Source organism: Erwinia sp. GW821-FHT03D09, assembly GCF_059420805.1.
Genome location: NZ_JBWKUK010000025.1, coordinates 41,122 through 64,529 on the forward strand (window position 1 = coordinate 41,122; position 23,408 = coordinate 64,529).

General features: G+C 54.2%; 20 protein-coding genes and 6 pseudogenes. 13 read left to right on the plus strand and 13 right to left on the minus strand.

The genetic code is table 11. The features are described 5' to 3' along the window. Window positions 1–224 precede the first annotated feature (224 nt). Window positions 225–785: a GNAT family N-acetyltransferase gene (locus AC07U6_RS20495; RefSeq protein ID WP_494764625.1), complete on the minus strand. Its 561-nt coding sequence runs from the start codon at window positions 783–785 to the stop codon at window positions 225–227. Window positions 786–1,259: 474 nt separating this feature from the next. On the opposite strand from AC07U6_RS20495, the gene AC07U6_RS20500 reads away from it, so the two are divergent. Further along, window positions 1,260–2,894 (plus strand): Na+/H+ antiporter, encoded by a 1,635-nt coding sequence (locus AC07U6_RS20500; protein WP_494764624.1) that lies wholly within the window; start codon window positions 1,260–1,262, stop codon window positions 2,892–2,894. Between the two features lie 119 nt (window positions 2,895–3,013). Here AC07U6_RS20500 and AC07U6_RS20505 read toward each other — a convergent pair whose 3' ends face one another. Then, entirely contained in the window at window positions 3,014–4,405 is a 1,392-nt protein-coding gene (locus AC07U6_RS20505) for an aminotransferase-like domain-containing protein (RefSeq protein WP_494764623.1), read from the minus strand. 145 nt (window positions 4,406–4,550) lie between these two features. On the opposite strand from AC07U6_RS20505, the gene AC07U6_RS20510 reads away from it, so the two are divergent. After that, window positions 4,551–5,411, plus strand: a complete 861-nt coding sequence (locus tag AC07U6_RS20510) for a DMT family transporter (protein WP_494764622.1) — start codon at window positions 4,551–4,553, stop codon at window positions 5,409–5,411. Here AC07U6_RS20510 and AC07U6_RS20515 read toward each other — a convergent pair. After that, window positions 5,408–5,686 (minus strand): hypothetical protein, encoded by a 279-nt coding sequence (locus AC07U6_RS20515; RefSeq protein WP_494764621.1) that lies wholly within the window; start codon window positions 5,684–5,686, stop codon window positions 5,408–5,410. The two genes, AC07U6_RS20510 and AC07U6_RS20515, sit on opposite strands and share 4 nt — an antisense overlap. 125 nt (window positions 5,687–5,811) lie before the next feature. On the opposite strand from AC07U6_RS20515, the gene AC07U6_RS20520 reads away from it, so the two are divergent. Further along, window positions 5,812–6,411 carry a TetR/AcrR family transcriptional regulator gene (locus tag AC07U6_RS20520; protein WP_494764620.1) on the plus strand — a complete coding sequence of 200 codons (600 nt, stop codon included), beginning with the start codon at window positions 5,812–5,814 and terminating at the stop codon, window positions 6,409–6,411. Window positions 6,412–6,499: 88 nt separating this feature from the next. Here AC07U6_RS20520 and AC07U6_RS20525 read toward each other — a convergent pair. Next, window positions 6,500–6,728: pseudogene (locus tag AC07U6_RS20525) on the minus strand (type VI secretion system tube protein Hcp); the annotation flags it as partial. A 198-nt stretch (window positions 6,729–6,926) separates the two neighbouring features. Between AC07U6_RS20525 and AC07U6_RS20530 the strand changes: the two are divergent. After that, window positions 6,927–7,388 (plus strand): annotated as a pseudogene (locus AC07U6_RS20530) (IS1 family transposase). Window positions 7,389–7,427: 39 nt separating this feature from the next. On the opposite strand, the gene AC07U6_RS20535 reads toward AC07U6_RS20530, so the two are convergent. Then, a complete protein-coding gene (locus tag AC07U6_RS20535; RefSeq protein ID WP_494764619.1) occupies window positions 7,428–7,649 on the minus strand; it encodes a hypothetical protein in 222 nt (73 codons plus the stop codon). Window positions 7,650–7,823: 174 nt separating this feature from the next. Between AC07U6_RS20535 and zigA the strand changes: the two genes are divergently transcribed. Then, window positions 7,824–9,044: a zinc metallochaperone GTPase ZigA gene (zigA, locus tag AC07U6_RS20540; RefSeq protein WP_494764618.1), complete on the plus strand. Its 1,221-nt coding sequence runs from the start codon at window positions 7,824–7,826 to the stop codon at window positions 9,042–9,044. Window positions 9,045–9,256: 212 nt separating this feature from the next. Here the strand turns inward: zigA and AC07U6_RS20545 are convergent, their stop codons facing one another. Further along, window positions 9,257–9,664, minus strand: coding sequence for an Exc2 family lipoprotein (locus AC07U6_RS20545; protein WP_494764617.1), 408 nt, complete (start codon window positions 9,662–9,664; stop codon window positions 9,257–9,259). 264 nt (window positions 9,665–9,928) lie between these two features. On the opposite strand from AC07U6_RS20545, the pseudogene AC07U6_RS20550 reads away from it, so the two are divergent. Further along, window positions 9,929–10,515 (plus strand): annotated as a pseudogene (locus tag AC07U6_RS20550) (HPP family protein). Window positions 10,516–10,550: 35 nt separating this feature from the next. On the opposite strand, the gene AC07U6_RS20555 reads toward AC07U6_RS20550, so the two are convergent. Together AC07U6_RS20555 and AC07U6_RS20560 are read right to left on the minus strand one after the other, a co-directional pair. Continuing rightward, window positions 10,551–11,153: a LysE family translocator gene (locus tag AC07U6_RS20555; RefSeq protein WP_494764616.1), complete on the minus strand. Its 603-nt coding sequence runs from the start codon at window positions 11,151–11,153 to the stop codon at window positions 10,551–10,553. Window positions 11,154–11,167: 14 nt separating this feature from the next. Then, window positions 11,168–11,932: a DeoR/GlpR family DNA-binding transcription regulator gene (locus tag AC07U6_RS20560; RefSeq protein WP_494764615.1), complete on the minus strand. Its 765-nt coding sequence runs from the start codon at window positions 11,930–11,932 to the stop codon at window positions 11,168–11,170. 457 nt (window positions 11,933–12,389) lie between these two features. Between AC07U6_RS20560 and AC07U6_RS20565 the strand changes: the two genes are divergently transcribed. The 3 genes from AC07U6_RS20565 to AC07U6_RS20575 all read left to right on the plus strand — a co-directional run bounded on the left by AC07U6_RS20565 (window position 12,390) and on the right by AC07U6_RS20575 (window position 15,784). Continuing rightward, window positions 12,390–13,832 carry an FGGY family carbohydrate kinase gene (locus AC07U6_RS20565; protein ID WP_494764614.1) on the plus strand — a complete coding sequence of 481 codons (1,443 nt, stop codon included), beginning with the start codon at window positions 12,390–12,392 and terminating at the stop codon, window positions 13,830–13,832. A gap of 15 nt (window positions 13,833–13,847) precedes the next feature. Continuing rightward, window positions 13,848–15,095, plus strand: a complete 1,248-nt coding sequence (gene eutH, locus AC07U6_RS20570; RefSeq protein WP_494764613.1) for an ethanolamine utilization protein EutH — start codon at window positions 13,848–13,850, stop codon at window positions 15,093–15,095. A 332-nt stretch (window positions 15,096–15,427) separates the two neighbouring features. Further along, window positions 15,428–15,784, plus strand: a complete 357-nt coding sequence (locus AC07U6_RS20575) for a DUF1937 family protein (protein ID WP_494764612.1) — start codon at window positions 15,428–15,430, stop codon at window positions 15,782–15,784. Window positions 15,785–16,122: 338 nt separating this feature from the next. On the opposite strand, the gene AC07U6_RS20580 is transcribed toward AC07U6_RS20575, so the two are convergent. Together AC07U6_RS20580 and AC07U6_RS20585 are read right to left on the minus strand one after the other, a co-directional pair. Beyond that, window positions 16,123–17,340 carry an NAD(P)/FAD-dependent oxidoreductase gene (locus AC07U6_RS20580; RefSeq protein WP_494764611.1) on the minus strand — a complete coding sequence of 406 codons (1,218 nt, stop codon included), beginning with the start codon at window positions 17,338–17,340 and terminating at the stop codon, window positions 16,123–16,125. Next, on the minus strand, window positions 17,337–18,734 hold the full coding sequence (locus AC07U6_RS20585) for an NAD(P)/FAD-dependent oxidoreductase (RefSeq protein ID WP_494764610.1): 1,398 nt from the start codon (window positions 18,732–18,734) through the stop codon (window positions 17,337–17,339). The genes AC07U6_RS20580 and AC07U6_RS20585 overlap by 4 nt, the downstream gene beginning before the upstream one ends. A 464-nt stretch (window positions 18,735–19,198) precedes the next feature. Here AC07U6_RS20585 and AC07U6_RS20590 point away from each other — a divergent pair, with 464 nt between their 5' ends. After that, complete coding sequence (locus AC07U6_RS20590; protein WP_494764609.1) at window positions 19,199–20,068, plus strand: DMT family transporter; 870 nt, start codon at window positions 19,199–19,201, stop codon at window positions 20,066–20,068. On the opposite strand, the pseudogene grxB reads toward AC07U6_RS20590, so the two are convergent. Further along, window positions 20,035–20,609 (minus strand): annotated as a pseudogene (gene grxB, locus AC07U6_RS20595) (glutaredoxin 2). The gene AC07U6_RS20590 and the pseudogene grxB overlap by 34 nt on opposite strands. Window positions 20,610–20,794: 185 nt before the next feature. Then, window positions 20,795–21,067 (minus strand): annotated as a pseudogene (locus tag AC07U6_RS20600) (LysR family transcriptional regulator); the annotation flags it as partial. A 116-nt stretch (window positions 21,068–21,183) separates the two neighbouring features. Here AC07U6_RS20600 and speB point away from each other — a divergent pair. Beyond that, a complete protein-coding gene (gene speB / locus AC07U6_RS20605; protein WP_494764608.1) occupies window positions 21,184–22,134 on the plus strand; it encodes an agmatinase in 951 nt (316 codons plus the stop codon). Window positions 22,135–22,170: 36 nt separating this feature from the next. Then, complete coding sequence (locus AC07U6_RS20610; protein WP_494764607.1) at window positions 22,171–22,296, plus strand: hypothetical protein; 126 nt, start codon at window positions 22,171–22,173, stop codon at window positions 22,294–22,296. On the opposite strand, the pseudogene AC07U6_RS20615 reads toward AC07U6_RS20610, so the two are convergent. Further along, window positions 22,284–22,700 (minus strand): annotated as a pseudogene (locus AC07U6_RS20615) (BCCT family transporter); the annotation flags it as partial. The gene AC07U6_RS20610 and the pseudogene AC07U6_RS20615 overlap by 13 nt on opposite strands. Before the next feature lie 164 nt (window positions 22,701–22,864). Here AC07U6_RS20615 and betI point away from each other — a divergent pair. Next, window positions 22,865–23,408, plus strand: a 544-nt coding sequence (betI, locus tag AC07U6_RS20620; protein WP_494764837.1) for a transcriptional regulator BetI, incomplete at its 3' end; no start/stop codon positions are given.

The following is a 23,408-nucleotide window of genomic DNA, read 5'->3' on the forward strand; positions in this document are numbered from 1 at the left end:
TCATAGGCTACACGCAGGATCAGCTCGGCTTTGGACTGACCGTTCAGCTGGGGATTTAACGGTTTAGGTTCGGTTTCACCCCCCCCCACGTCAGGGTTCCGCCGGTACGGGGTTCTGCGGCAGCAAAAGCCGATGAGACGGATAAAGCCAACAGCGATACCGTAACCATCATGGCCACTTTATTATTTAAGCGCATAGTTTTCCCAGAAAGGTAATAAAGACGACTAAGCAGTCAGTGAGTTTTCAATAAAATCGTGTACGCATTCTTTAATTTTCGCCTGCTGATAGCGCTGCTGATCGAGCACACGGGTTAAATAGACCAGCTCAACGCCCAACGGATTAACCGCACGATGAAACGGCTGATAGCCACGGCGCAAATAGAGCTGCGACAGCCACGGATGTTTAATTGCCGTCGCCAGGTAAACTGCCGGGGATTTCAGCGTATCGCGCAGGAAGCTTTCCTCCACGTAGCGAATAATCCGACTGCCGAAGCCCTGACCTTTGAACTCCGGATCGACGGCAAACCAGTGCAGGAAAGGCCACGGAGATACCTGCTTGCTGTCGGCAGCCCAGGGTAAGCGGACGGTCAGCGTGGCAACCAGACGTCCCTCATCTTCCAGCACAAATGTCGATTCGCTGGCGATCACCGCGCGAACATCTTCCACGCTGGAACGGGTAATGGTGAAATGAATACCCTGGTGAATAAGCGGCGCGTAGGCGCGCTGTAATAGTCCGTGAAGTAATTCTGCTTCTTCCGCTTTTGCTAAACGAATATGTTCAGTCATGAGTTCCACCGTCAGACAATTAAGTTAATAAGATTATTAACAGCGCGGGGGAAACTGTGAAAGATAAATATCTGATAACGATGCGCAGTTAAAATCTTAATCCGCCTTAGCGGAATAACGACGATCAATATTCCCTGTCAAATGGCCCGGCAACGTTAATTCTGATGCAAACTGCTTCCGGCGACGGCGAATACAACATTTCCGCATAAGATATTTCCTGTATCATCCCTCCTGACTGGCAGCCATAATGACCGATTATTTTCCATCACTGTATGCTCAGACTTCCTACGCGTTTTGTTTTCGCTCGTTGAATATCCACCGGAAACCGGGCCTGTAGTAGGTGTTCGGGCTGCGCATCAGTGTGATGAACCGGTCGCGAAGCGTGTGGGTGCCAGTGAATTCTTTATTGTTTAAGTTAACTAGGGAGAAGGTCTGTATGTCTTTTGCCATTTTTACCAAAAGGGGAGGTTGCGAATGTCGCTGATCACCATTGTATTAGTTTTTATGATGGCCATTGTTGTTACCGTTTTTATATCCCATTTACTGTCCGCTAAAATTCCACTGCCGCTGCTTCAGATTGCGGCGGGAGCAGCCCTGGCTGCGGGCGGCTTTCAGGTCGATTTTGATCCTCACATCTTTCTGCTGCTGTTCATTCCTCCTTTGCTGTTTCTTGATGGCTGGCGCATCCCGAAGGATGCTTTTTTCAGCGATTTAAAACCTATTCTGTCGCTGGCCATCGGGCTGGTGCTGTTTACCATTATCGGTATCGGTTTGTTCATTCACTGGCTGATTCCAGCGATCACCGTCGCAGCCGGATTTGCCCTTGCGGCGATTCTGTCACCGACGGACCCGGTCGCCGTATCTGCGATGACCGCCAACTCGCCGCTGCCCTCCCGAATGGGCCATATTCTTGAAGGTGAATCGCTGCTCAACGATGCATCGGGACTGGTGGCGTTTAACTTTGCCGTTGCCGCCGTGCTGACCGGCAGCTTTTCAGCCAGCGATGCGGTAACGCGATTTATTCTGATGGCCATCGGCGGTCTCCTCAGCGGCCTCGTAGTGGTCTGGGCAACCGGCAAGTGCAACAACTTCCTGATTAAACGAACCCGTGAAGAACCAGCAATACAGATCCTGATCAGTATTCTTATCCCGTTTGCTGCCTATATCCTCGCTGAAAGCTTCCACGTGTCGGGGATTCTGGCCGCCGTTGCCGCCGGGATCGCCATGCACTACGAACAGCTTTCTGGTCCTCGCCTGCCAGCCACACGGATGAAAAGCAGTGCCGTATGGAACATGCTGCAAACCATCCTCAACGGTATGATCTTCCTAATGCTGGGCGAACAGCTTCCCCGTATGCTGAAGACGCTGCCGGACGTTGCCAGCCAGGCAGGCGTTTCATCCCCCTGGTATCTGCTGCTGTACGCGGTGGTGATTACCCTGGCGCTGGGCGCAATGCGCTTTTGCTGGGTATGGCTTTCGATTACGCTGACGGTCTTCCGCCAGAAACGCCGCGGTAAAGTCACCACCAGCCGCCCGCAGTTCAGCGCGGTGGCGGTGATGGCGCTGGCCGGCGTAAAAGGTTCGATCACGCTGGCCGGTATTCTGACACTCCCTGTGGTGCTGACCGATGGTTCGCCGTTCCCGGGCAGAGACCTGCTGATTTTTCTTTCGATGTCGGTGATCCTGCTGTCGCTGATCGTTGCCGCGATCGGTCTGCCGATCATGACCTCGTATCTGGCCGATGACTTACCCCATGATTCCGGCAAGGGCGCGATCGGTGCGGCGCTGACCGAAGCGGCGATTGCCCGTCTGAACGAACTGCTTAGCCAGCCCGTTGACGACCCGGAAGAAGAAGCAATGCGGGCGGATGCCGGAAATCTGCTGCTGGAAACCTACCAGCGTCGCCTTCACTACAATGATAGCGACGACCAGAACGATGTCGGCCAGGAACTGAAGGAGCGTGCGCGGATCGAAAAAGCGATGCAGCGCGAGGCGATCATGGCCCAGCGTGCCGAACTGTTCAGGCTTAAACGCGCCCGCAACATCACGGACACGACTTTCCAGCAGGCGCTGAGAGCGATTGATTTTAAAGAGGAAAGCCTGCATTAACCGCTAAACCACACCGCTGGCGGTATCTCATTTGTGAAGCCAATACCGTCAGCGGCACAGGGAGTTCGGCGGGCAGGTTTAAGCGGAAAGTCTCTGTTTTACACTACCCGTCCGGGACGCTAATCCCCGGTTGAACATGCCGCCATTACCTCTTTCAGCACGCTATACACGCGCTCATCGCTCAGATGAGCAACGTTGAACCGCAAAAATTCCCCTGCCGACTGCGACACGCTGAAGACGTTACCCGGTGCCAGCACCACGTTGTGCTGTCGGCAGCGGCGGGCAATTTCCGTCGAATCTAACTCCGCTGGCAGACGGCACCAGAGATAAAACCCACCGCGCGGCATCATCCATGGCGTTATTCCGAGCGCAGCCAGCCGTTCGATCGCATCTTTGCGCGCTCTTGATAGCCTGCGAACCACCTCATCCAGATGTTTACGATAGCTGCCACCGGAAAGCACGCGGGCCAGCAGCTCGGTGGTCATCGGGCTGGGACCGCCGAAACTGGTGGCAATTTGCAGATCGGTCAGGCCCTCAATCCATTCAGGGCGACAGGCAATATAGCCACAGCGAACCGAGGCTGAGAGCGTTTTGGAGAAGCTGCCCATGCGAATCACCCGCTCCAGACCGTCGGGGATCGCCAGCCGCGATGACAGCTCAGGCTCGAACTCGGCGAAGATATCATCTTCAACGATAATCAGATCGTGCTCGCGAGCCGCGTTAAGCAGACGCCAGGCCGTCTGCGGGGAAAGGCTTGCCCCGGTCGGGTTATGCAGCGCCGAGTTGGTGATATACAGCCTGGGCCGCGACTGGCGGAGAACCGACTCAAACGCCGCCACGTCCGGTCCTGTGGGCGTGAAGGGAACGCCCACGATAGTGACCTGATGCGCGCGGAGCAGGGCCTGAAAATTGAAATAGCAGGGATCGTCTACCAGAACCGTGTCACCCGGCCGCAGCAGGAACCGACAGATTAAATCCAGCGCCAGGGTCCCGGAACCGGTCAGCATAATCTGCTCCATTGCCGTCGTCAGCCCTTCGCTGGCAAAGCGCGCCAGCAGCAGGCGGCGCAGCTCCATCGCACCGCGTGTCGTACCGTAATCACATAACAGGCTGGCATCCGAACGGGCCAGCTGTCGCATCGCTTTGCGCAGCGCATCCACCGGCATCCAGTCGGCAGGAAGCCAGCCACAGCCGGGTTTCAGCACATCGCGATCGGCATCCAGCGCCTGGCGGGAAACCCAGAACGGGTCAACGTCGCGTTGATAATCGACATTCTTTTCTACCAGATTGAGCGGCGGTTGATGCGACCCTGTCACAAAAAATCCGGCGCCCCGGCGAGCGCGGATCATTCCCGTCGCCGCCAGCCGCTCATAGGCTTCAACCACGGTTGACGGCGACACCTGCATCTTTGCCGCATAGCCGCGCACTGACGGCAGACGTTCTCCTGCGGCGAGAGCACCGCTGACAATCTGGCTGCGAATATCGGCGATCAGCATTTCGGTACGTGTCATCGCAGTATCCCTCGGGGCAGCGGCAGCTGTATGGTCAACTTAATCCATACAGTTTGGTAAAATTGTACTGCATTGTATCTTCGAAACGCGCCTGATGTTACCTATTATCGTTGAAAATTGTGAGGCAAAACAGAAACGAGGAACTATGGAACGGACAACGGCAGGATGGTGGAGTGGACTGATCGGCGTGATGATTTTCAGCGGTTCACTGCCGGCCACTCGCGTGGCGGTTAATGATTTTTCGCCGCTGTTTCTGACCTCTGCGAGAGCAACCATCGCCGCAATGCTGGGCGGCGCGCTGCTGCTGCTGCTGCGCCAGCGACGCCCGGCCCGCGCCGATATACTGCCGCTGCTGATTGTGGCGCTTGGCGTGGTAGTCGGTTTCCCACTGCTGACCGCGCTGGCCCTGCGCCATATCAGCGCCGGTCACTCAGTGGTATTTATCGGTCTGCTGCCGCTCTCCACGGCCCTGTTTGGTGTGCTGCGCGGCGGAGAACGCCCCCGGAGGGCTTTCTGGCTTTTTTCACTGCTCGGTGCCGCCATCGTGGCCGGCTTTGCTATCGCCAAGGCACAGGGCGGATCGCTGAGCGGCGATCTGCTGATGATTGCCTCGGTTATCGTCTGCGGTCTGGGCTACGCGGAAGGCGCCGGTTTGTCGCGCCGCCTGGGGGGTTGGCAGGTGATCAGCTGGGCGCTGCTGCTCTCTCTGCCGCTGATGGCGGTTATCGGTCTGTTCAGCCTGCCGCACAGCTGGAGCGCCGTCAGTCAGCCCGGCTGGCTAAGCCTGGGCTATGTTTCGCTGTTCAGTATGCTTATTGGCTTTCTGTTCTGGTATCGCGGCCTGGCGCTCGGCGGTATCGCCGGCGTCAGCCAGCTCCAGCTGTTGCAACCGTTTTTCGGCCTGCTGCTGGCCGCCGTCCTGCTCCATGAATCCATCGCCTGGAGCATGGTTGCCTGCGCCACGGCGGTGATCCTTTGCGTGTTTGGGGCAAAGCGTTATAGCTAGCTTTTCAGCGTGACATTGGTGTCTTTACACTCGTGAAGCAACAGGCAAAGTGACAGCAGCGCCGCAGCCATCAGCATCGCGGCTGTCACCCAGAGGTTGGGCACCAGGCCAAACCGGTCAACGATCTGCCCACCGAACCAGGAACCGCCAGCAATACCGATGTTAAACACGCCAACATACAGCGATGTCGCACTTTCAATCGCGCGCGGCGCGGCTTTCATCATCCAGCTCATTAAGCCTACCGAGACCCCTCCCCAGGCCAGGCCCCAGAGCATCAGCGCGGCTCCGCTGCCTGTACGGCAATGCCCGATACTTAGAAAGCAATAGTAAGCCCAGTGCAATCGCCAACAGGGTAAGCGCCGTCCGCCTGATAATGATGATCCCGGTAAAGGAGGGGATTATGGTGCGACGTACCCGCGCAGAGATGGAAGAAACCCGCGGCGCGCTGATAGCAACGGCACGGAAGGTGTTTAGCGAGGTCGGCTATGCCGAAACGGTGATGGACGATCTGACCGGGCAGGCGGGGCTGACCCGCGGCGCACTCTATCACCATTTTGGTGATAAAAAGGGACTGCTGGCGGCGGTGGTGGAGCAGATTGATGAAGAAAGGGATGCAAGGCTGGAGGCGATCTCCAGTGCAGTTGAAGACGGCTGGCAGGGGTTTACCCATCGGTGCCATGCCTGTCTGACCATAGCGCTGGAACCTGAGTATCAGCGTACCGTCCTGCGCGATGCCCGTGCGGTACTGGGTGGGCCGTCGCAGCAGTCGCAGCGGCACTGCGTTGATGCCATGCAGCGGCTGATTGGCCAACTGATTGCTCAGGGCGTGATAGCTGAAGCGCACCCGCACCCGCAGGCGCTGGCATCTCTGATTTACGGCAGTCTGGCCGAAGCCGCATTCTGGATCGCCGAAGGAGAAGATAGTGACGCCCGCCTGGCGCAAAGTACGGCAGCGTTGGGGCTGCTGCTGCGGGGTTTACTGGCTAAAAGTGCCCGCTAGTGCAGGCGGTAACAACGGTAAAGAATGGCAGATGTGAGGCCGTAGAGTATGCCCGACTAATGCCTTCGTCATTTCAGCCTGGGTAACTTGTTGCTGATTTAAATTTTCGACCTTCACACAGTGCGCGAAATAGAATTGGTGTGGTTTTATCGAACTCTTGTTGCACTGCAACAGGTGAATGGATTCTTGTACCGGTAAGTTTTCCTGTGTTAAGGGATACAGCTGTGTGTAAGCGACTTTAATTCAATTGAACCAATTCGCGTTGGTATTAAACACCCACCGACTACGGACGATCCATTTTCATCTGTTAACCAAATATGAGCTGGGGTTGACGTTTTAACATCCTTTTAAATTTATCGAGAGCAGAAAAAAACAGCAGCTAACATTAAGACAAAGAAAATCCCTATTGCCTGCATTGCAATATGGGAGAAGAAATAAGCCATAAAAATCTCCAAAATTAGGTAATGCTCTCAACTTACTGATGCAGTACATGATGGTGTTTTTGAGGTGCTTCTGTGGCTTCCGTCTCCGTCTGCTGCCCCTCCTGTTCCGTTACTGAAGGCGTGGTGCGTAACGGCAAAAATACTGCCGGACATCAGCGTTATCTCTGTACTCACTGCCGTAAAACATGGCAACTCTCCTTCACCTACACCACGTCTCAGCCCGGTACACACCAGAAAATCATTGGTATGGCCATGAATGGTGTCGGATGTCGTGCCACCGTGCGCATTATGGGCGTTGGCCTCAACACGATTTTTTGCCATTTAAAAAACTCAAACCGCAGTCAGTAACTTCCCGGATACAGCCAGGCAATGACGTCATTGTCTGCGCGGAAATGGACGAACAGTGGAGTTACATCGGAAGCAAAGCACGCCAGCGCTGGCTGTTTTACGCCGAAGTCGCTGTCGTTCTCAAAATCGGTGGAGTTGCATGACAAAGTCATTGGACATTATCTGAACATAAAACACTATCAGTAAATTGGAGTCATCACCCAATTTTCTGATATCTGATACCTGTTAATATTCCGGATGCATGATTTGTAACCGCCCGGCACTTTCAGCCGCTTCCTGAATATATCCATAAAGATTTAATGCCGCAACAGAAAGACCTGAGACTTTACTCGCCTTTCCGACAATTCCGGCACTTACATTAGAGCCAGGACATATTGCCATGGTAACACCCATAGCAAATGATTGTTTCCGTATCCCGGTCCGTTTTTTCGCCTCGTTGAGGTACATAGAAATCCGGGACATATAATGTACACCACGTAGTCCCGACAAATCCCTGCACCAGGCATTTTTCGATAAACGGATGACAGCTTCAATTGTTATGTTATAACATAACAATCATCCCATAAGGGATACGGTTTAACGCCCGTTCATCTCCGCGTTAACGCACCTGAGGATGTCACTATGTCACAACAACGCATCAACACCGACCACGATAGTCGCCTGCCGGTTACCGTGCTTTCCGGCTTTCTGGGCGCGGGTAAAACCACGCTGCTCAACCACATTCTGAACAACCGCGAGGGCAGACGCGTCGCGGTTATCGTCAATGATATGTCTGAAGTCAATATCGATGCCGCGCTGGTTCGCGACGGCGGGGCCGATTTGTCCCGCACCGATGAAAAGCTGGTCGAGATGAGCAACGGCTGCATCTGCTGCACGCTGCGCGAAGATCTGCTGCTGGAGGTCAATCGCCTGGCGCGGGAAAACCGCTTCGATCAGCTGGTGATTGAATCCACCGGCATCTCCGAACCCTTGCCGGTGGCGGAAACCTTCACCTTTGAAGACGACAGCGGCGAAAGCCTGTCGGCGGTGGCACGACTGGATACCATGGTGACGGTGGTCGATGGTTTTAACTTCCTGCGCGACTATCAATCACGCGACAGCATTGAGTCCCGCGGCGAGTCGCTCGGCGAGTTTGACGAACGTTCGGTGGTCGATCTGCTGATTGAACAGATTGAATTCTGTGACGTGCTGATTATCAACAAAACCGATCTGATCAGCGAAAAACAGCGCGGACAGCTTACCGGTATCCTGCGCAGTCTCAATCCTCGCGCGCGTATTGAAATCGCCCGTTTCGGCCAGGTGCCGCTGGATAAGGTATTGAATACCGGCCTGTTTGACTTCGCCGAAGCGTCGCAGGCTCCCGGCTGGATGCAGGAGCTGCGCGGCACCCACGTGCCGGAAACGGAAGAGTACGGCATCAGCAATTTTGTCTGGCGCGCCCGCAGACCGTTCCACCCGCAGCGCTTTTGGGAATTTTTCAGCGGCGAACTGCCCGGGGTAGTGCGTTCCAAAGGCTATTTCTGGCTGGCAAGCCGGCCAGAATTTGCCGGTAGCTGGTCACAGGCCGGTGGCGTGTCGCGCCAGGAGATGGCGGGGCGCTGGTGGGTAGGCGTACCGCGCGATCGCTGGCCGCAGGATGAAGAATCCCTGCGCTGGATTATGCAGCACTGGCAGGATGGGGTGGGCGATGCGCGCCAGGAACTGGTGTTTATCGGCATGCAGATGGATGAAGGGGAACTGCGCCGCCAGCTTAATGCGGCGCTGCTGACCGACAGCGAACTGGCTGCCGGGCCACGTAGCTGGGTCTATTTTCCCGACCCGCTGCCGCACTGGTTTAACTGAACTGCATCCGTCAGGGTAACGAGCCGCTGGCAAAAAGCGGCTCATCGGGGCCAGATTAATCGGCGGGTCTGGCCTCGGCGTGTTCAGCGATCGGATCGGTGCCGCAGAATCTACCAGGTTAAGCATTCACAGCGTGGAAAGGGTTTGCTTGTTGCTCACAATGGCGGCCAACTTAACAGCCCCGATCCCTCAGCACTGCGGTAGCTTTATGATTAGCGGCCTTCAAAACCGTCCAGATAGGCTCCCATTGCCTCATTGATAAACAGCGCCCGCTGCTTGTCGCTCAGCGTGCTGGCATAGCTGCTGTTAATAAAGGTATGTTGGCTTTCCATCTTTTCTGAGGCTTTTTCTTTTTTAAAGTGGTCCACTTTCTGCAACGCCACCCCGCGCGACATTCCCGCCTGACGATCCTTTATGCCGTCATCATAAAACGCTTTGAAAACCGGCTTCATTAACTGGATGGTACCGGAAATCTGAGTGGTGTAATTGGGATCGAAATCGTTTTTGGCTTTAAAAACATAGCTTTTAGTATGGGCAGTGACGCTATCCGTAGTCTGACTGCAGGCAGCCAGAAAACCTACTACCATCAGCATAATTCCCTTCATGACGAAATGAGGCATTACAGATCCTTAAAAATAACGCAGCGATTTTCTTACAATAAAAAAGTAATCGAAAATTGTTCGCTTGCATATGATTAACCACACATTTTTGCAGGTTGCCTGAGGCGGACGATCGGAGGACAATCGCCCGCTCATAATATAAGAATTTTCTATGGATTAGTCACCTGCGCTATGAATCACTCCCCTCCAGATACCTTTATCGCTAAGGTCCGGATCTTCTTCGGTCGCCTTAAACCTCATCCGCTGGCAGTTGCCAGAAAACAGATGGTTCTTGCCAGTATTGGTGCCGGAATCGGGCTGGCGATTACCAGCCTGTTCAGCCACTGGGTGCTGGGTGAAGTTAATTTGTGGTTTGTCGCTCCGGTCGGTGCCTCTGCCGTTTTATTATTTGGCGTTCCCAACAGTCCGCTGGCCCAGCCCTGATCGTGGGCGGTAACTTTGTCTCCGCGCTGACCGGGGTTACCGTCGGGATCTGGATTGATAATCCGGCAATTGCCTGCGGCGTCGCGGCCTGCCTGGCGATTGCGCTGATGTTTAAGCTGCGCTGCCTGCATCCACCCGGTGGGGCTGTGGCGCTGACTGCCGTGCTCGGCGGGCCGGGCATCCACAGTGCGGGCTATGAGTTTGCCTTCACGCCGGTCCTGCTGAATTCCGTTTCACTGGCGCTGTTGGCCATTCCGTTTAACAACCTGGCTGGCCGCCGCTATCCGCATCCGCTGGCCGCTGCAGAACCCGCGCCGCCGCCGGTTGCCATCCCCGTATCAATCACCCGTGACGATCTGCATCAGGCACTGCTGGCAGGCCAGCAGTGCCTGATGCAGATCGTCATCTTGAAACCGATAGCGGGATAACGGAAGATGTGCTCAGTCGCTGTAATAGAAATCGATCAGTGAAAAGCCGCCAGAACTGAAAAGATAATTAACAACGCACCGCCGCCAATATTCACGGCTTTTTTAATCTTCACCGGATCGGCTTTACTGGCGGAGAAAATCAGTAAATAGCTGACAACGATCAGCCATAAACACATCACCGCGATATGCAGCGATGCCAGAACCAGATAATCGGTTATGTCGCCCTGTCGGCCCGCAAACTGTGATACCACGGTCAGATAAAACACGATGGCCTTGGGATTCAGCACGTTCGCCAGCCAGGCATTCTTTAACGTGATTGTCCCTTCACCGCCGCTGAAATCCATCACGCCAGCTCGCAGGCCGCTGCGGATCAGCTGCACACCGAACCACAGCAGATACAGTGTCCCGGCCACTTTCAGCACGCCGAACAATGCGGGGGAGGCCACAAGTACAGCCGTCACTCCCAGCCCAATGAGTAACGCGTGGGTATAAATCCCCAGTGCGGTACCCACCAGCGTGCGAATCAATCCGCTGCGTCCGCCTGCGAGGGCGCTGTTCATCGCCAGCGTAAAACTCGCCCCGGGAGAGAACGCAACGGGGAGGAGGGCAGGAAGAAAGCCAGCCAGGTTAACGTCCATCAGTGCATCATGTCTCAGGCCACAACCACATTCAGGTGCTTCGGGAAGGAGAGCTGCCTGAGTTTACGGTCGGGATCGGTCGTAATCAGCCAGGAAATATCCTTCCACACCGCCACCAGCGCGGTAGCGCGACTGTTTACCTTATGGCCATCCGCCAGCACCACTGCCTGATTACTCTGTTTAATCATCTGCCTGGCGATGGCGGCTTCGTTCAGATCCTGGTCCATCACGCCGGCTTCCGGGCTGACTGCCCCGGCACCGATAAACGCATAATCGGCGTAGAACGCGCTGACGGACTGCAGGGCAATCGGGCCAATGCACTCCATCTTCGACGAACCGAACTCGCCGCCAATCAGAATCAGCTTGATAGTGGCATTGTCATGGAACAGGTTAGCGATCACCGGCGAGTTGGTGATCACCGTCAGATTGTTAATTGCACTTATCTGACGGGCGAACGCCATCGTCGTGGTGCCGAAGTCGATAAATAATGAGTCGCCGGGCTTAACCAGCTCTGCGGCGCGTGCGGCAATGGATTTTTTCTCTTCCTCCGCCAGCTTTGCCCGTTCCTTGAATTCCAGCTCAAAACCAAACTGTGCGCTGACCGCTCCCCCGTGGATCTTCTTGATATAGCGCATTTCTTCAAGCTTGTTGAAGTCGCGACGAATCGTTTCCTGGGAGACGTTGAAGAACTCCGCCAGATCGTTAACAAATACCTGGCCGCTTTCCCTGAGCTTTTCCAGGATAATGTTCCTGCGTTCCGAACCGTTTGAGTGATCCATGTAAAGTTCCGGTCGTCTGATCGTAAACAACAATAGTACGCATTCGCTAAATATCGGACAAGCGCGATACCCGACAACAGAAACCACATCCCAATGTTGTTTTCATGTTGTTTTTGTTTGAGGATTTCCCCACCGGCCTGCTGCTTCTTTATCTGCAATTCTCCCTCAGGACATTTTTCATCTCTGTGAGCTGAAGCGCCTCATTCCCCGCAAGAACCGCGATACTCAAGGTGTTGACGGTATTTTTCGCCATCATATGACCCGATTTTAAGGCTCCGTTATATCCCTGAAAACGGCTGAAAAATACCCACACTGACATAAGGAAAAAGTATGAAGCATGTCACGTTTACACAGTGTAATGTGATATTAATGTTGATTTAATGTGTGGTTATCATGCTAAATGGTAGGAAATCGCTTACTGGCAACATTTAAGTAACACATAAGAACTGAGGGTTATATGCTTAACCAACGCTATGCAGCCATTGACCAGGGAACGACCGGAACGCGCGTTGTCGTGTTCAGCGAGGACGGCAAACACTTTTCGCCAGCCGCTATCGCTCACAAACAGCTCACGCCAAACCCGGGATGGGTTGAACACGATCCGATGGAGATCCTGCGTAACATCCGCAACTGCCTGAATCGCTGCGGCGTGGTGGATGCTATCGGGCTGGCCCATCAAGGGGAAAGTATTGTTGCCTGGGACGCACGCAGCGGGCTGCCGCTGTGCAATGCGATTATCTGGCAGGATCAACGCACTGAAGCCACCATTCGTAAACTGCGCGCCGACGGCGTAGAAGAGACGGTGCGTGCGCGCTCCGGGCTGCCGCTGGATACCTATTTCTCCGCCAGCAAAATGGGCTGGGTGATGCAGCACGTAGCCGGCGCGCAGGAGCTGCTGCGCCGTGGCGATCTGCGGCTGGGGACGATGGATTCCTTCTTTATGTTCCACCTGTGCGGCGTGCATGCCACGGATTACAACTCCGCCTCTCGCACTTCGCTATTCAATATCCACACCCTGCAGTGGGATGAAGAACTGTGCCGCATCTTCGGCGTGCCGATAGAAGCCCTGCCGGAAGTGCGCCACAACATCAGCCACTTTGGCGACGTGCGCTATGAAGGGAACACCACACCGCTGACCGCCTGCATCGTTGACCAGTTTGCCGGAACCTACGGCCACGGCTGTCTGGAACCTGGCCAGATGAAAATCACCTTTGGCACCGGCGCATTTTTACAATCGATTACCGGCGCGGAAGTGCCTGATGCCGCCAGTTCCGGCCTGCTCCCCACGCTCTGTTGGAAACTGCCGGGTGAAAACCCGCTGTATGGTCTGGACGGTGGCGTCTATAACGCGGCCTCCGCTATCAACTGGGCGGGGAAAATCGGCCTGTACAGCGACCTGGAGGAGTTCTCCGATTTTCCGGACGAACCGGCGATTGCACGCGGTCTGGCATTTGTTCCGGCGCTTTCCGGGCTGGGGTGCCCGCACTGGGATCGCTCAGCGGCGGGAGTCTGGGCCGGGCTGTCGCTGGAAACCGAACGCAAAGACATGCTGCAGTCCATTCTGGAAGGCATTGCCGTGCGCTCCGCCGAAGTGATTAACGCCATGGACAAGGTGCGCAGCATTGGCGACACCATCTCCGTCGATGGCGGGCTGTCCTCCAACGCTTACTTCAAGCAGTTCCTTGCCACCCTGATTCAGAAATGCATTGTCTCACCTTCCAATCGCGAAATTACCGCCCAGGGCGTGGCGCTGCTGGCGAGAAGAGGATTAGGCAATACGCATCCAATGAAAGTCAGAAACCAGCAGTCCATCACTGAACCACAGAACAGGGACTTCGCGCCTTATTTTGAACGGTATCAGGACATCATTAATCGCTCACGCAACCTGCGTAACGCATAATAATAAGAGGCTATCATGTCAGAGATTGGAAATATCATTATCTACATCATCATGGCTGGCACGCTGCTGGGAGCAATGGCGTCGATCGTTCGCCCGGAAAGCGGACTGGGGAAAGAGTTTGTTAACGGTATTCACTCCATCGGCCCGGTATTTCTGGCACAGGCGGGGATAATGGCTGCCATTCCCATTATTTCCTACGGTATTACGCATACTATCGGCCCGCTGTTCGAGTCGATGGGGTCGGATGTGTCTATTGCCGCACTGTCAATTATTGCCGTGGATATGGGCGGCTACCAGCTGGCAGATGTGATTGCCTCTAACCGCGATCAGTGGATCACCGCGATGCTGATTGGTTACACCTCGGGGGCCAGTATTGTTTATCTGATTCCTGTAGGTTTAATTATGCTGCAAAAGCGCGACCATAAATATCTGGCACTGGGCGCAATGGCGGGATTAATCAGTATTCCGTTTGGCGTACTGATCTCACTGATGATTATTACCGTAAATAACATTCCGGTACGCGATATCATTTCCACATCTTCGCCGGCCAGCCATTACCTGACGATTGACTTTGTTAATGCACTACAGCTTTTATCACCGCTGTTTGCCTTCTGCTTCCTGCTGGCGCTGGGATTAAAATACCGCACTGAGTGGATGGTTCGTGGCTTCCTGATGTTCGGTAAAATCATGGATGCCTTTATTAAACTGGTGCTGGCGGCCTGTATTATTCAGCATTTCACCGGCGTATTTACTAAAGTCTTCGGCGGCTGGGTATTCGACCCGCTGTTCGCTGATGAAAAAGAGCTGTACCGCGCCATTGAGATCGCCGGATATATCGGCATTATGCTGGCAGGAACCTTCCCGATTTGTTATCTGTTCCAGAAATACTGTCACCGTCCGATGCAGTTTATTGGCCGCCAGCTGAAGCTGACCGAAGCCGGTGCGCTGGGAATTGTAATGGTGCTGGCGAACATTATCGCGGTTTATCATCTCTTTAAAGACATGCGCGCCCGTGACAAAGTGCTTTGCGTGGCCTTCGGTATCTGTGCTCAGGCAACGCTAGGTGACCATCTGGCCTTCACCGCGAACTTCCAGCCGACGCTGGTGCTGCCGATTATGGTCGGTAAATTTATGGCCGGGGCCATTGCGGTGGCGATTGCGATATTTATTTCCGTACCGGAAGCGCAGCGAATGGAAAAACGTGATGAATTAAAAGAGAGTGAATCATCCGAAACGAAAATGGCCGCGCAGTTAAGCCAGTAACGCTATAAGCACGATTGTGATCACGAATATTTCTGCCTGCCAGTGATACAAAATGATTAATAATATCGATTTTTATTACCAGCGGTGTAAGTTGAAATGTGCATTTAAGCAATAAGGTTCATACGAAAAATTCAAGTAAGGCCTTGCGTTTTCCATAAATTATTTAATGGGTGGCATTCATTTACTTGCTGCCAGAAATAGGCGCCATCGCATTATTACAGATAGCTGTTGTTTTAAATCAGGGTTAACAGTATTGCTGTCGTAAGCAATCATGGGTTTACCCTGAATGATTTTTAAAGTTTTTATCAGACTCTTATATTACTGAGGTTTTTATGCGTAAAATTTTCCTTGCCTGCCCGTACAGCCACGCAGACGCGAAGGTCGTTCACGAGCGCTTTATAGCATGCAATAAAGTCGCCGCGAAAATCGCCGAGTCGGGAAATGTGATTTTCAGCCAGGTCACTATGTCTCATCCGATTAATCTGGTGCTGGAGAAAACCGAGAAAGCGAACATTGGTAAGATGTGGGCACCTATCGATGCGGTATTCCTTGATGCTATGAGCGAGCTGATAATTCTGGACCTGGAAGGCTGGGATAAAAGCGCGGGGATTCAGCGCGAGATTGAGTTCTATAAAGGAAGGGATCAGCGGGTGAGCTTGTGGTCTGAGGTGGCGGGGGAATTTAATTAATCCGGCTAGCCCTTCACTGGATCGAGTATTGCTAACTGGGCGCACGGTGTGCGCTTTTTTTATGTTTAGTTTTCTGGTCGGCACTATGCTTACGCAGGCGGGTAGTGGGGAATGAGGGCGGTCCTCGCGCCGCTTTGCGGTTCCTTCACTTCACTCGTCAGCCTCACGGACCGGCACAGACGCGCGTCCTTGCAGGTGGCCAGCCGCAAAGGCTGGACACCGTTTCCCCTCCAACCAGCAACAAAAAAAGCCACTATCTCAGTGTTAGCGGCTTCGAAACCTGTACTTCCAGCATTTGATCGGCGCTTCAGCGCCAGCCTTTAAATTTCAGTTAACAATCAGTAAATCGTCACGCTCAGTACACTCTCCGGCGTCAGGCCTGTTACATCAATATTCTTCAGCAGAACGCGCCGCTCCGGCATACAGCGATGGCGCCTGCGATAAAGCTCTTTCTGGCCGTCACGGACTACGATTTCCCCGCTGTAAGCCGCATTGACACGCACGTTCAGCGTTACCGCGCCCTGGCCGTCCTCACCACAGCTAATCACATTTGGTGCAGAAATACGGAACACCTCGGCAAGCGAAACCGGCACGCTGAAACTTCCTGCATCCGCACTCTTCAGGGAGTTCGCGACCGCATGCCCGACCTGTTGACCTTCCTGATAACACTGATCGCCCATATCCGCCGGGTGGGTCATATTGCCGACCGCGTAATAGCAGGGGTCGGAGCAACGCCCGGACTGATCGAACAGCGGGCGTCCACTCTCCGGTTCAAATGTCAGATGGCTTTTACGGATCAGCGTGTACTCGCCGGTAAAACGGCCAGTGAAGATAATGCTGTCGCACTCCACCACCTGGGTCCGGCCTTTCGCATCGGTAAACTCCACGCTTTCCACCCGCTCACCGCCGTTAATTTTGCTGATGTGCGCCCCCAGATGCAGCGGCACGCCCATCAGTTTTGCGTACAGCGCGCTGGGGCGAAACGCCACCGGGCGGGAGTTTTCATCGATCAGCGCCAGCGCCTTAATTCCCGCATTACGCAGCGTCCAGATGGTTGAAAAGCTCACCAGTTCGGAACCCACAATGACCGGGCGGTTACAGGGTTTCAGTTTCTTCAGATAGATAAACTGTTGTAGTGCGCCGGCTGTTAATACGCCCTGCGGACGAAGGCCGCTGACCAGGCGAGCGTGGCGGGGCGTTTCCCGCACGCCGGTGGCAATAATCACCCGCTTCGCCTTCAGCGTTTCAAAACCGCGATCGGACGAGACATCAACCTCACCGCCGGGTTTGATAGTCACCACGGTGGTCCCGGTGCGGATCTCATATTTTCCGGCAACCCGTTTGAGAATGCGCGCCGCCCAGCTATGGCCGTTCATCGGGCGGAAATAGGTCTGCAACCCAAAAGTCGGATGGCGGCAGTGGCGGGGAACGCCACCGGCTTCTGCTTCGCGTTCAATTAACAGAACGTTGCGAATGCCGTCCTCAAGCAGAGAACGTGCTGCGGCAAGCCCGGATGGACCCGCGCCGATAATAATGACTTCATACTGATTGCTCATTCAACTTTCCCGACGACCAGTGTGTTTTCAAAACGATGACCGATGATTTCAGCGACGTTATTACTGCAAAAGAAACCGTTGCAGCGCCCCATCATTACCCGGGTGCGGCGTCGTAACGCGCCAATACATTCCGGCGGGATGGCGGAGTCAAAAGTCGCTTCCAGCTCACGCCGCGTGACCAGTTCGCAGTGGCAGACGATTCCGCCGTTACCCGGGCAGGCGTAATCCCGCGTTTCATATTCAGAGAGCATTGGCATATGCGGCCATTTCAGCTCGGTAGGTGCATTCAGCGAAAAAAGCGCCGGGAAGTACTCCTGATAAAGGGTTTCAACATGGCTGGCGATCCCCAACGCTGCGGTCAACCCGGTGGAACGTATCCCTCCGACGGTAATCCAGCTATCCTGCGGATAATGAAAAATCCGGTACTCTTTTTTCTCGGTAGCCGGGCGCAGACCGGCGTAGGTCGCCGTAACGGGATAGTCAGTCAGCGTCGGTAACATCAGGCTGCCTTTTTCAATCAGCCCCTGCATTACCGTTTCATCCACGTCCGCACGATTACGGTCCTGCTGTTCCTCCGCCGTTGGGCCGAGGATCATATTGCCGAAAATGGTCTTACACAGCAGCACGCCTTTGGTGGTCGGCGTGGGGACAGGAAGAATAATGGCGTTAATCTGCGATGCCGAGGCCTTGTCATACACCAGGAACTGCCCCTTGCGCGGGCGGATTTCAAATTCCGGGGTGCGCCACATGCCGTCAATCAGATCGCCGTGATTCCCGGCGCAGTTGATCACCAGTCGGGTCTGTACACGGCCTCTGCTGGTCGTCAGCGCCCAGCCGTCATCGGTGGATTTCACACGCTGGACTTCACAGTTGAAGACATATTGACCGCCGTGCATCACCGCCTGCGTCATATAGGCCAGCGGCGAGCTCCAGGGATCGATGACATATTCTCCCGGAACGTACACCCCGCCCAGCGCGCCTTTCGCCAGGTGGGGTTCGCGGCGATAGACTTCTTCAGGGGAGATCTGTTCGACGTCGGTCACGCCATTGTTATGGGCCTGCTGAACAATCCCCGGCAGGGCGCCCAGCTGCTCCTGATTCCAGGCAACGACGATGGCGGTCGTTTTCAGCAGTGGCAAATTCATCTGCTGATGGATAGCCATATATTCTTCGTAGCCAGCCTGCATACATTGCAGTTCCAGACTCCCTGTGGGGGCGTCAAAGCCCGTGTGCAGAATGGCGCTATTTGCCTTACTGGCACCGGAAAGAATATCTCCCCCTTTTTCCAGCAGCATCGTGCGTGCGCCCATCAGCGTGAAGCGCCGAAATACCGCACATCCGACAACGCCACCGCCGATAACCACCACATCAACATTCTCATTCAACTGTGTCATAAACATCATCCCGGCTTCAGGTTCTGTCATTATCTAAACATAGAAACCACACAACCACAACAACAAAACAGCTTATTAGCCACACTAAAACCACATGAAGTTCCCTCAAAACAATGACTATCAACAGCGACAGCGCATCCATAACTCACTGTTAAAAAGGTAAAACACATCTATTCACAGCGACATAATGCGGCCTGAAGCCGTCTCATTCTCTCTCCCGGCAGCAGAAACAATTATGTGGTTTTAGTGTGAGTTTAACCATGTCGAAGGGATGAACCGTTCTGTGGACTCGCGCCGGATTATCTTTTAATGAATTAATATTTTCTCTTGATATATAAAGCGGAATAAAAATTTCATACAATTTACCGGTATCACGACCCATTTCGGCAGAAAACGGGCGGAAGCCAGGACCGCGCCACACCAGCAAAGCAAACATCATTTTTTCAACGACTTAAGGACTTAACATGTCGTCACGGCAGGGCCACGCAGATCTCTTTTTGGTATGCACCACTATGATTGCCGCATTTGGCTGGATCTGTTCCAGAGAGGCGGTGTCCGGTATGCCGACCATGGCATTTCTCGGTTTGCGTTTCCTGCTGGCCGGCCTGTTGCTGCTCTGCTTTTGCAAACGTAGCGAATTAAGACAGGCTCTGCGTCATCGCCGGTCGGTCCTGATCAGTGGCCTGCTGCTGGCCTGCTGTATGCTGCTGTGTATATACGGCGTCGCCACCACCCGATCGCTGGGTGAGGGGGCGTTTATTATGAGTCTTTCAATGCTGTTTGTACCGATTGTCGCCTGGGTGATTTTGCAGGCTCGTCCGTCGGCGTCATTCTGGGTTTCCCTGCCCGTGGGTATGGTTGGCCTGGGCCTGCTGACTCTCAAAAAGAACATTGTGTTCGAGCCAAGCCAGTTCTTTTTCCTCGGCTCGGCCATCCTGCAGGCCATCTACTTTTGCTATAACACCAAATACGCCAGCTTTGTTTCCGTGCGTCCGCTGGCGTCCTTCCAGCTGATCTGTACCGGCGTTATTGCTTCCGTGCTCTCCCTGCTGCTGGAAACCTGGCCGCCGCAGGTTGCGCTATCCACATGGGGATGGCTGGCCGCCAGCGTGCTGATCGCCACCAGCCTGCGCTTCTGGCTGCAGCTGAAAGGGCAAAGCATGACCAGCGCCGCCAACGCCGCGCTGATTATGCTGCTGGAGCCGCTGCTGACCGTGGTTGCCGCCGCGCTGTGGTTTACGGAGATGATGAGTCTGCAGCAGATGCTGGGCTGCGCGCTGATCCTGCTGTCGCTTTTATACTATCGGGTCAGAGCAGAAACTTTCTGCAGATAGGCTAAACAGGCCGGGCTGAACGGGAAATCTTTCACGATGCTCAGACTATTCAGCACAGGGAAAAGAATAAACTCGGTGGTCGATACCTTACTGAAGTTTTGCAGATAAGGTTCAATCTCAGTCAACTTTTCCACCGTCTCAGCAATAAACGCCTCGCTCTGCGCCTGCAACTCGTCCAGATTATGAGTATAGGCAGCGCGGGCTTCCCGCGAAAATCCGCGCGGGTAAAGCGGGGGATCGCTAGCTTATAAATCGCACCGGACGCCTGCTTGCTCCATTCAACGATAGCTTCATCCGCAGGAGCCGCCACCACACGTTCACCCTGCAGGGCATCGACGTAGTGAACGATATCCATGCTCTCCGGCATGTAGGTGCCATCATCTTTCTCAAGAATCGGTACCACTTTCTTACCCACCATCCGCGTTGGGGTTTCAGCATCGCCTTCCATAATCACCGACGGTTCTACCGGCTGGTTCTTTAAACCAAAAATCATGCGCGCGCGGTTACAGAAAGGACAGTGCTGATAGATATGTAGCTTCATCGTGTTTCCCATAGTTGCTTCAGATATTTTTCTGCGGCTCGGTGATTGACCTCAGGGCAGCATCACAGCCGCACTGAGCTAAGTTATACGAGGTTCTGGTGGGTAATCACAACAGACTATCGCAAAAAACGCTGATTTTGAGATAGTTGAAAGATATCAGTGCGATCGCACCGCATCTTTCAATAAATCAGCGACGACTGGCTCTCCAGTTCGCTGAACTCATGCAGTACCCGCATTGCCTGCTGCAAAAACTTCTGGCCTTTCTCCGTTAATGAAAACCCGCCCCGACCGCGCTGACAAACGCTGAATCCCAGCAGTTTTTCCAGATGAGACAGAGTGTTACTGATGGCTGAAACCGAAATACCCAACTCCTGCTCGGCGCGGGCGTAACTCTGCTGGCGGGCAACCGCGTCGAAAACCTGTAGCTGGCGAAGACTGAAACCGTAAGCATTTAGCATGGTGTTTACTTCACTGTTTGATGAACTCAGTTTTTACTTTTGCCGGTTTAACGCACGGCAGGCTTTTCGCATTATCGTTCCCGACGACAATGACTCAGCCAGAAACGGGAGCATATATGGAAAACTTCTTCCACCAGCCTCAGAGCGGTAACGACATGCCGCGATTCGCAGGCAGCCCTACGATGATGCGACTTCCCTTTGTTCGGGATTTTCATCCCCTCGATGCGGCGTTTATTGGTATTCCATTGGATATTGGGATCTCACAGCGGTCGGGAACGCGCTACGGCCCTCGATATATTCGTACGGAATCCGTGATGATCCGGCCTTACAATATGGCAACTGGCGCTGCGCCCTTTGATTCACTCTCCGTGGCCGATGCAGGCGATGTTCCAATCAATACCTACAACCTGCTTAAATCCGTGCAAATCATTGAAGACTACTACCTTCAGTTAAATGAATTTTCCGTTATCCCGCTCACCCTGGGTGGCGATCACACGATTAGCTTGCCGATTTTGCGAGCGCTGTCCAGGAAACATGGACCGGTTGGCCTGATCCATATTGATGCTCACACTGATACTAACGACGAGATGTTTGGCGAAAAAATTGCTTATGGCACCACTTTTCGCCGGGCGGTGGAAGAGGGGCTGCTGGATCTAAACCGCGTAGTACAGATAGGGCAGCGCGCACAGGGCTATGCCCCCGCGGATTTTCAGTGGGGAGTAGATCGTGGCTTCCGCTTAATTCCTGCAGAAATGTGCTGGCACAGATCGCTGGAATCGCTGATGGCGGAGGTGCGACAGCAGATGGCCAGTTGCCCGGCGTATCTGAGTTTCGACATCGACAGCCTCGATCCCGCCTGGGTTCCGGGAACCGGTACGCCGGAAGTGGGGGGACTGACCTCCGTCCAGGCGCTGGAGATTGTGCGCGGCTGTCGCGGGCTGAATCTGATCGGCTGCGATCTGGTGGAGGTCTCGCCGCCCTGCGATATCAGCGGGAACACGGCGCACCTGGCCGCCAATCTGCTGTACGAGATGCTGTGCATTTTACCCGGCGTGAAATACGTCTAGCCATCGGCCGACGCCACATGAAAAGGAGTTTCTACGATGAGTAAGATGGATCCTGCCGGGGAGTCTCCCCCGGTATCCCGGCTTAACATCGAAACGCATTCCATAGACTATATCCCGGAAAGCGAACGCCATGCGAAGTTACGCAGTCAGACCATCGCCTGACGGGCCGCTTCGATCGTCTGACCCTGACCTTCCGGCGGCTGCATATATTGCGTCACCGGTTCGGCAACGGAGAAGAACATCAGAGCGATCCCGATGCCGGCGGCAAACAGCATCGCCGCCCGGCTTAAGATACTGAACTCCGGCTTTCACTGCTCGGGCCCGAGTTTGATCGCGCCAAAACGCGAACAGGCCATAAATATCACAAATACCACGTACAGCGTGGCGGCCAGCATGTAGTACCAGCCAAACGTGGCAGAAACCCAGTTAACGGCGCGCAGTATCCAGCTCGCCATGAGGTCGCTGTAGAGAATCGTCATCAGGGAAAACAACAAAATCAGCCCGGCGGACGTGTAAAACACCACGGGATTGATTTTGTCCTTTTCACTGGCAGGTGGATTATTCATCAATTACCTCTGGTTTTAAATCAACAAAAGAATTAACAACAATTACTTGCGGTTCGTAACGAATCGCCTTCAACACATACATACTAGCAACAAAAGATTTTATATTGAACACTCAATCAATAAAAGTTACACTAGTGTCTCGTTTTACTTGTGGAGTTGAGGATATGCCAAAGGTAGGGATGCAGCCAATCAGGCGAAGACAGTTGATAGATGCCACGCTGAATACCATCAATGAAGTCGGCATCAACGATGCCACCATTGTGCAGATTGCCAAGCGGGCTGGCGTGTCTACCGGCATCATCAGCCATTACTTCAAAGACAAGAACGGTCTGCTGGAAGCGACCATGCGTGATGCCACCCGCCAGCTGCGCGACGCCGTAGCGGCCAGGCTGGAAAAACTGGTCGGTGCCGGGGCAGAAACCCGGCTTTGTGCCATCGTTGAAGGGAACTTTGATAAAACGCAGGTCCACAGCGCCGCCATGAAGGCCTGGCTGGACTTCTGGTCCAGCAGCATGCATCGGCCTTCATTACACCGCCTGGAGCGGGTCAGCAGCGGCCGACTGTTCAGCATGTTAGTGGTGGAATTTCGCAGGGAACTGCCGCGAGAAGCGGCGCGAATTGCCGGGCACGGACTGGCCTCGCTGATTGATGGCCTCTGGCTACGTGCCGCGCTGAGCGGCAAACCGTTTGATGAAGAGCTGGCGCGGG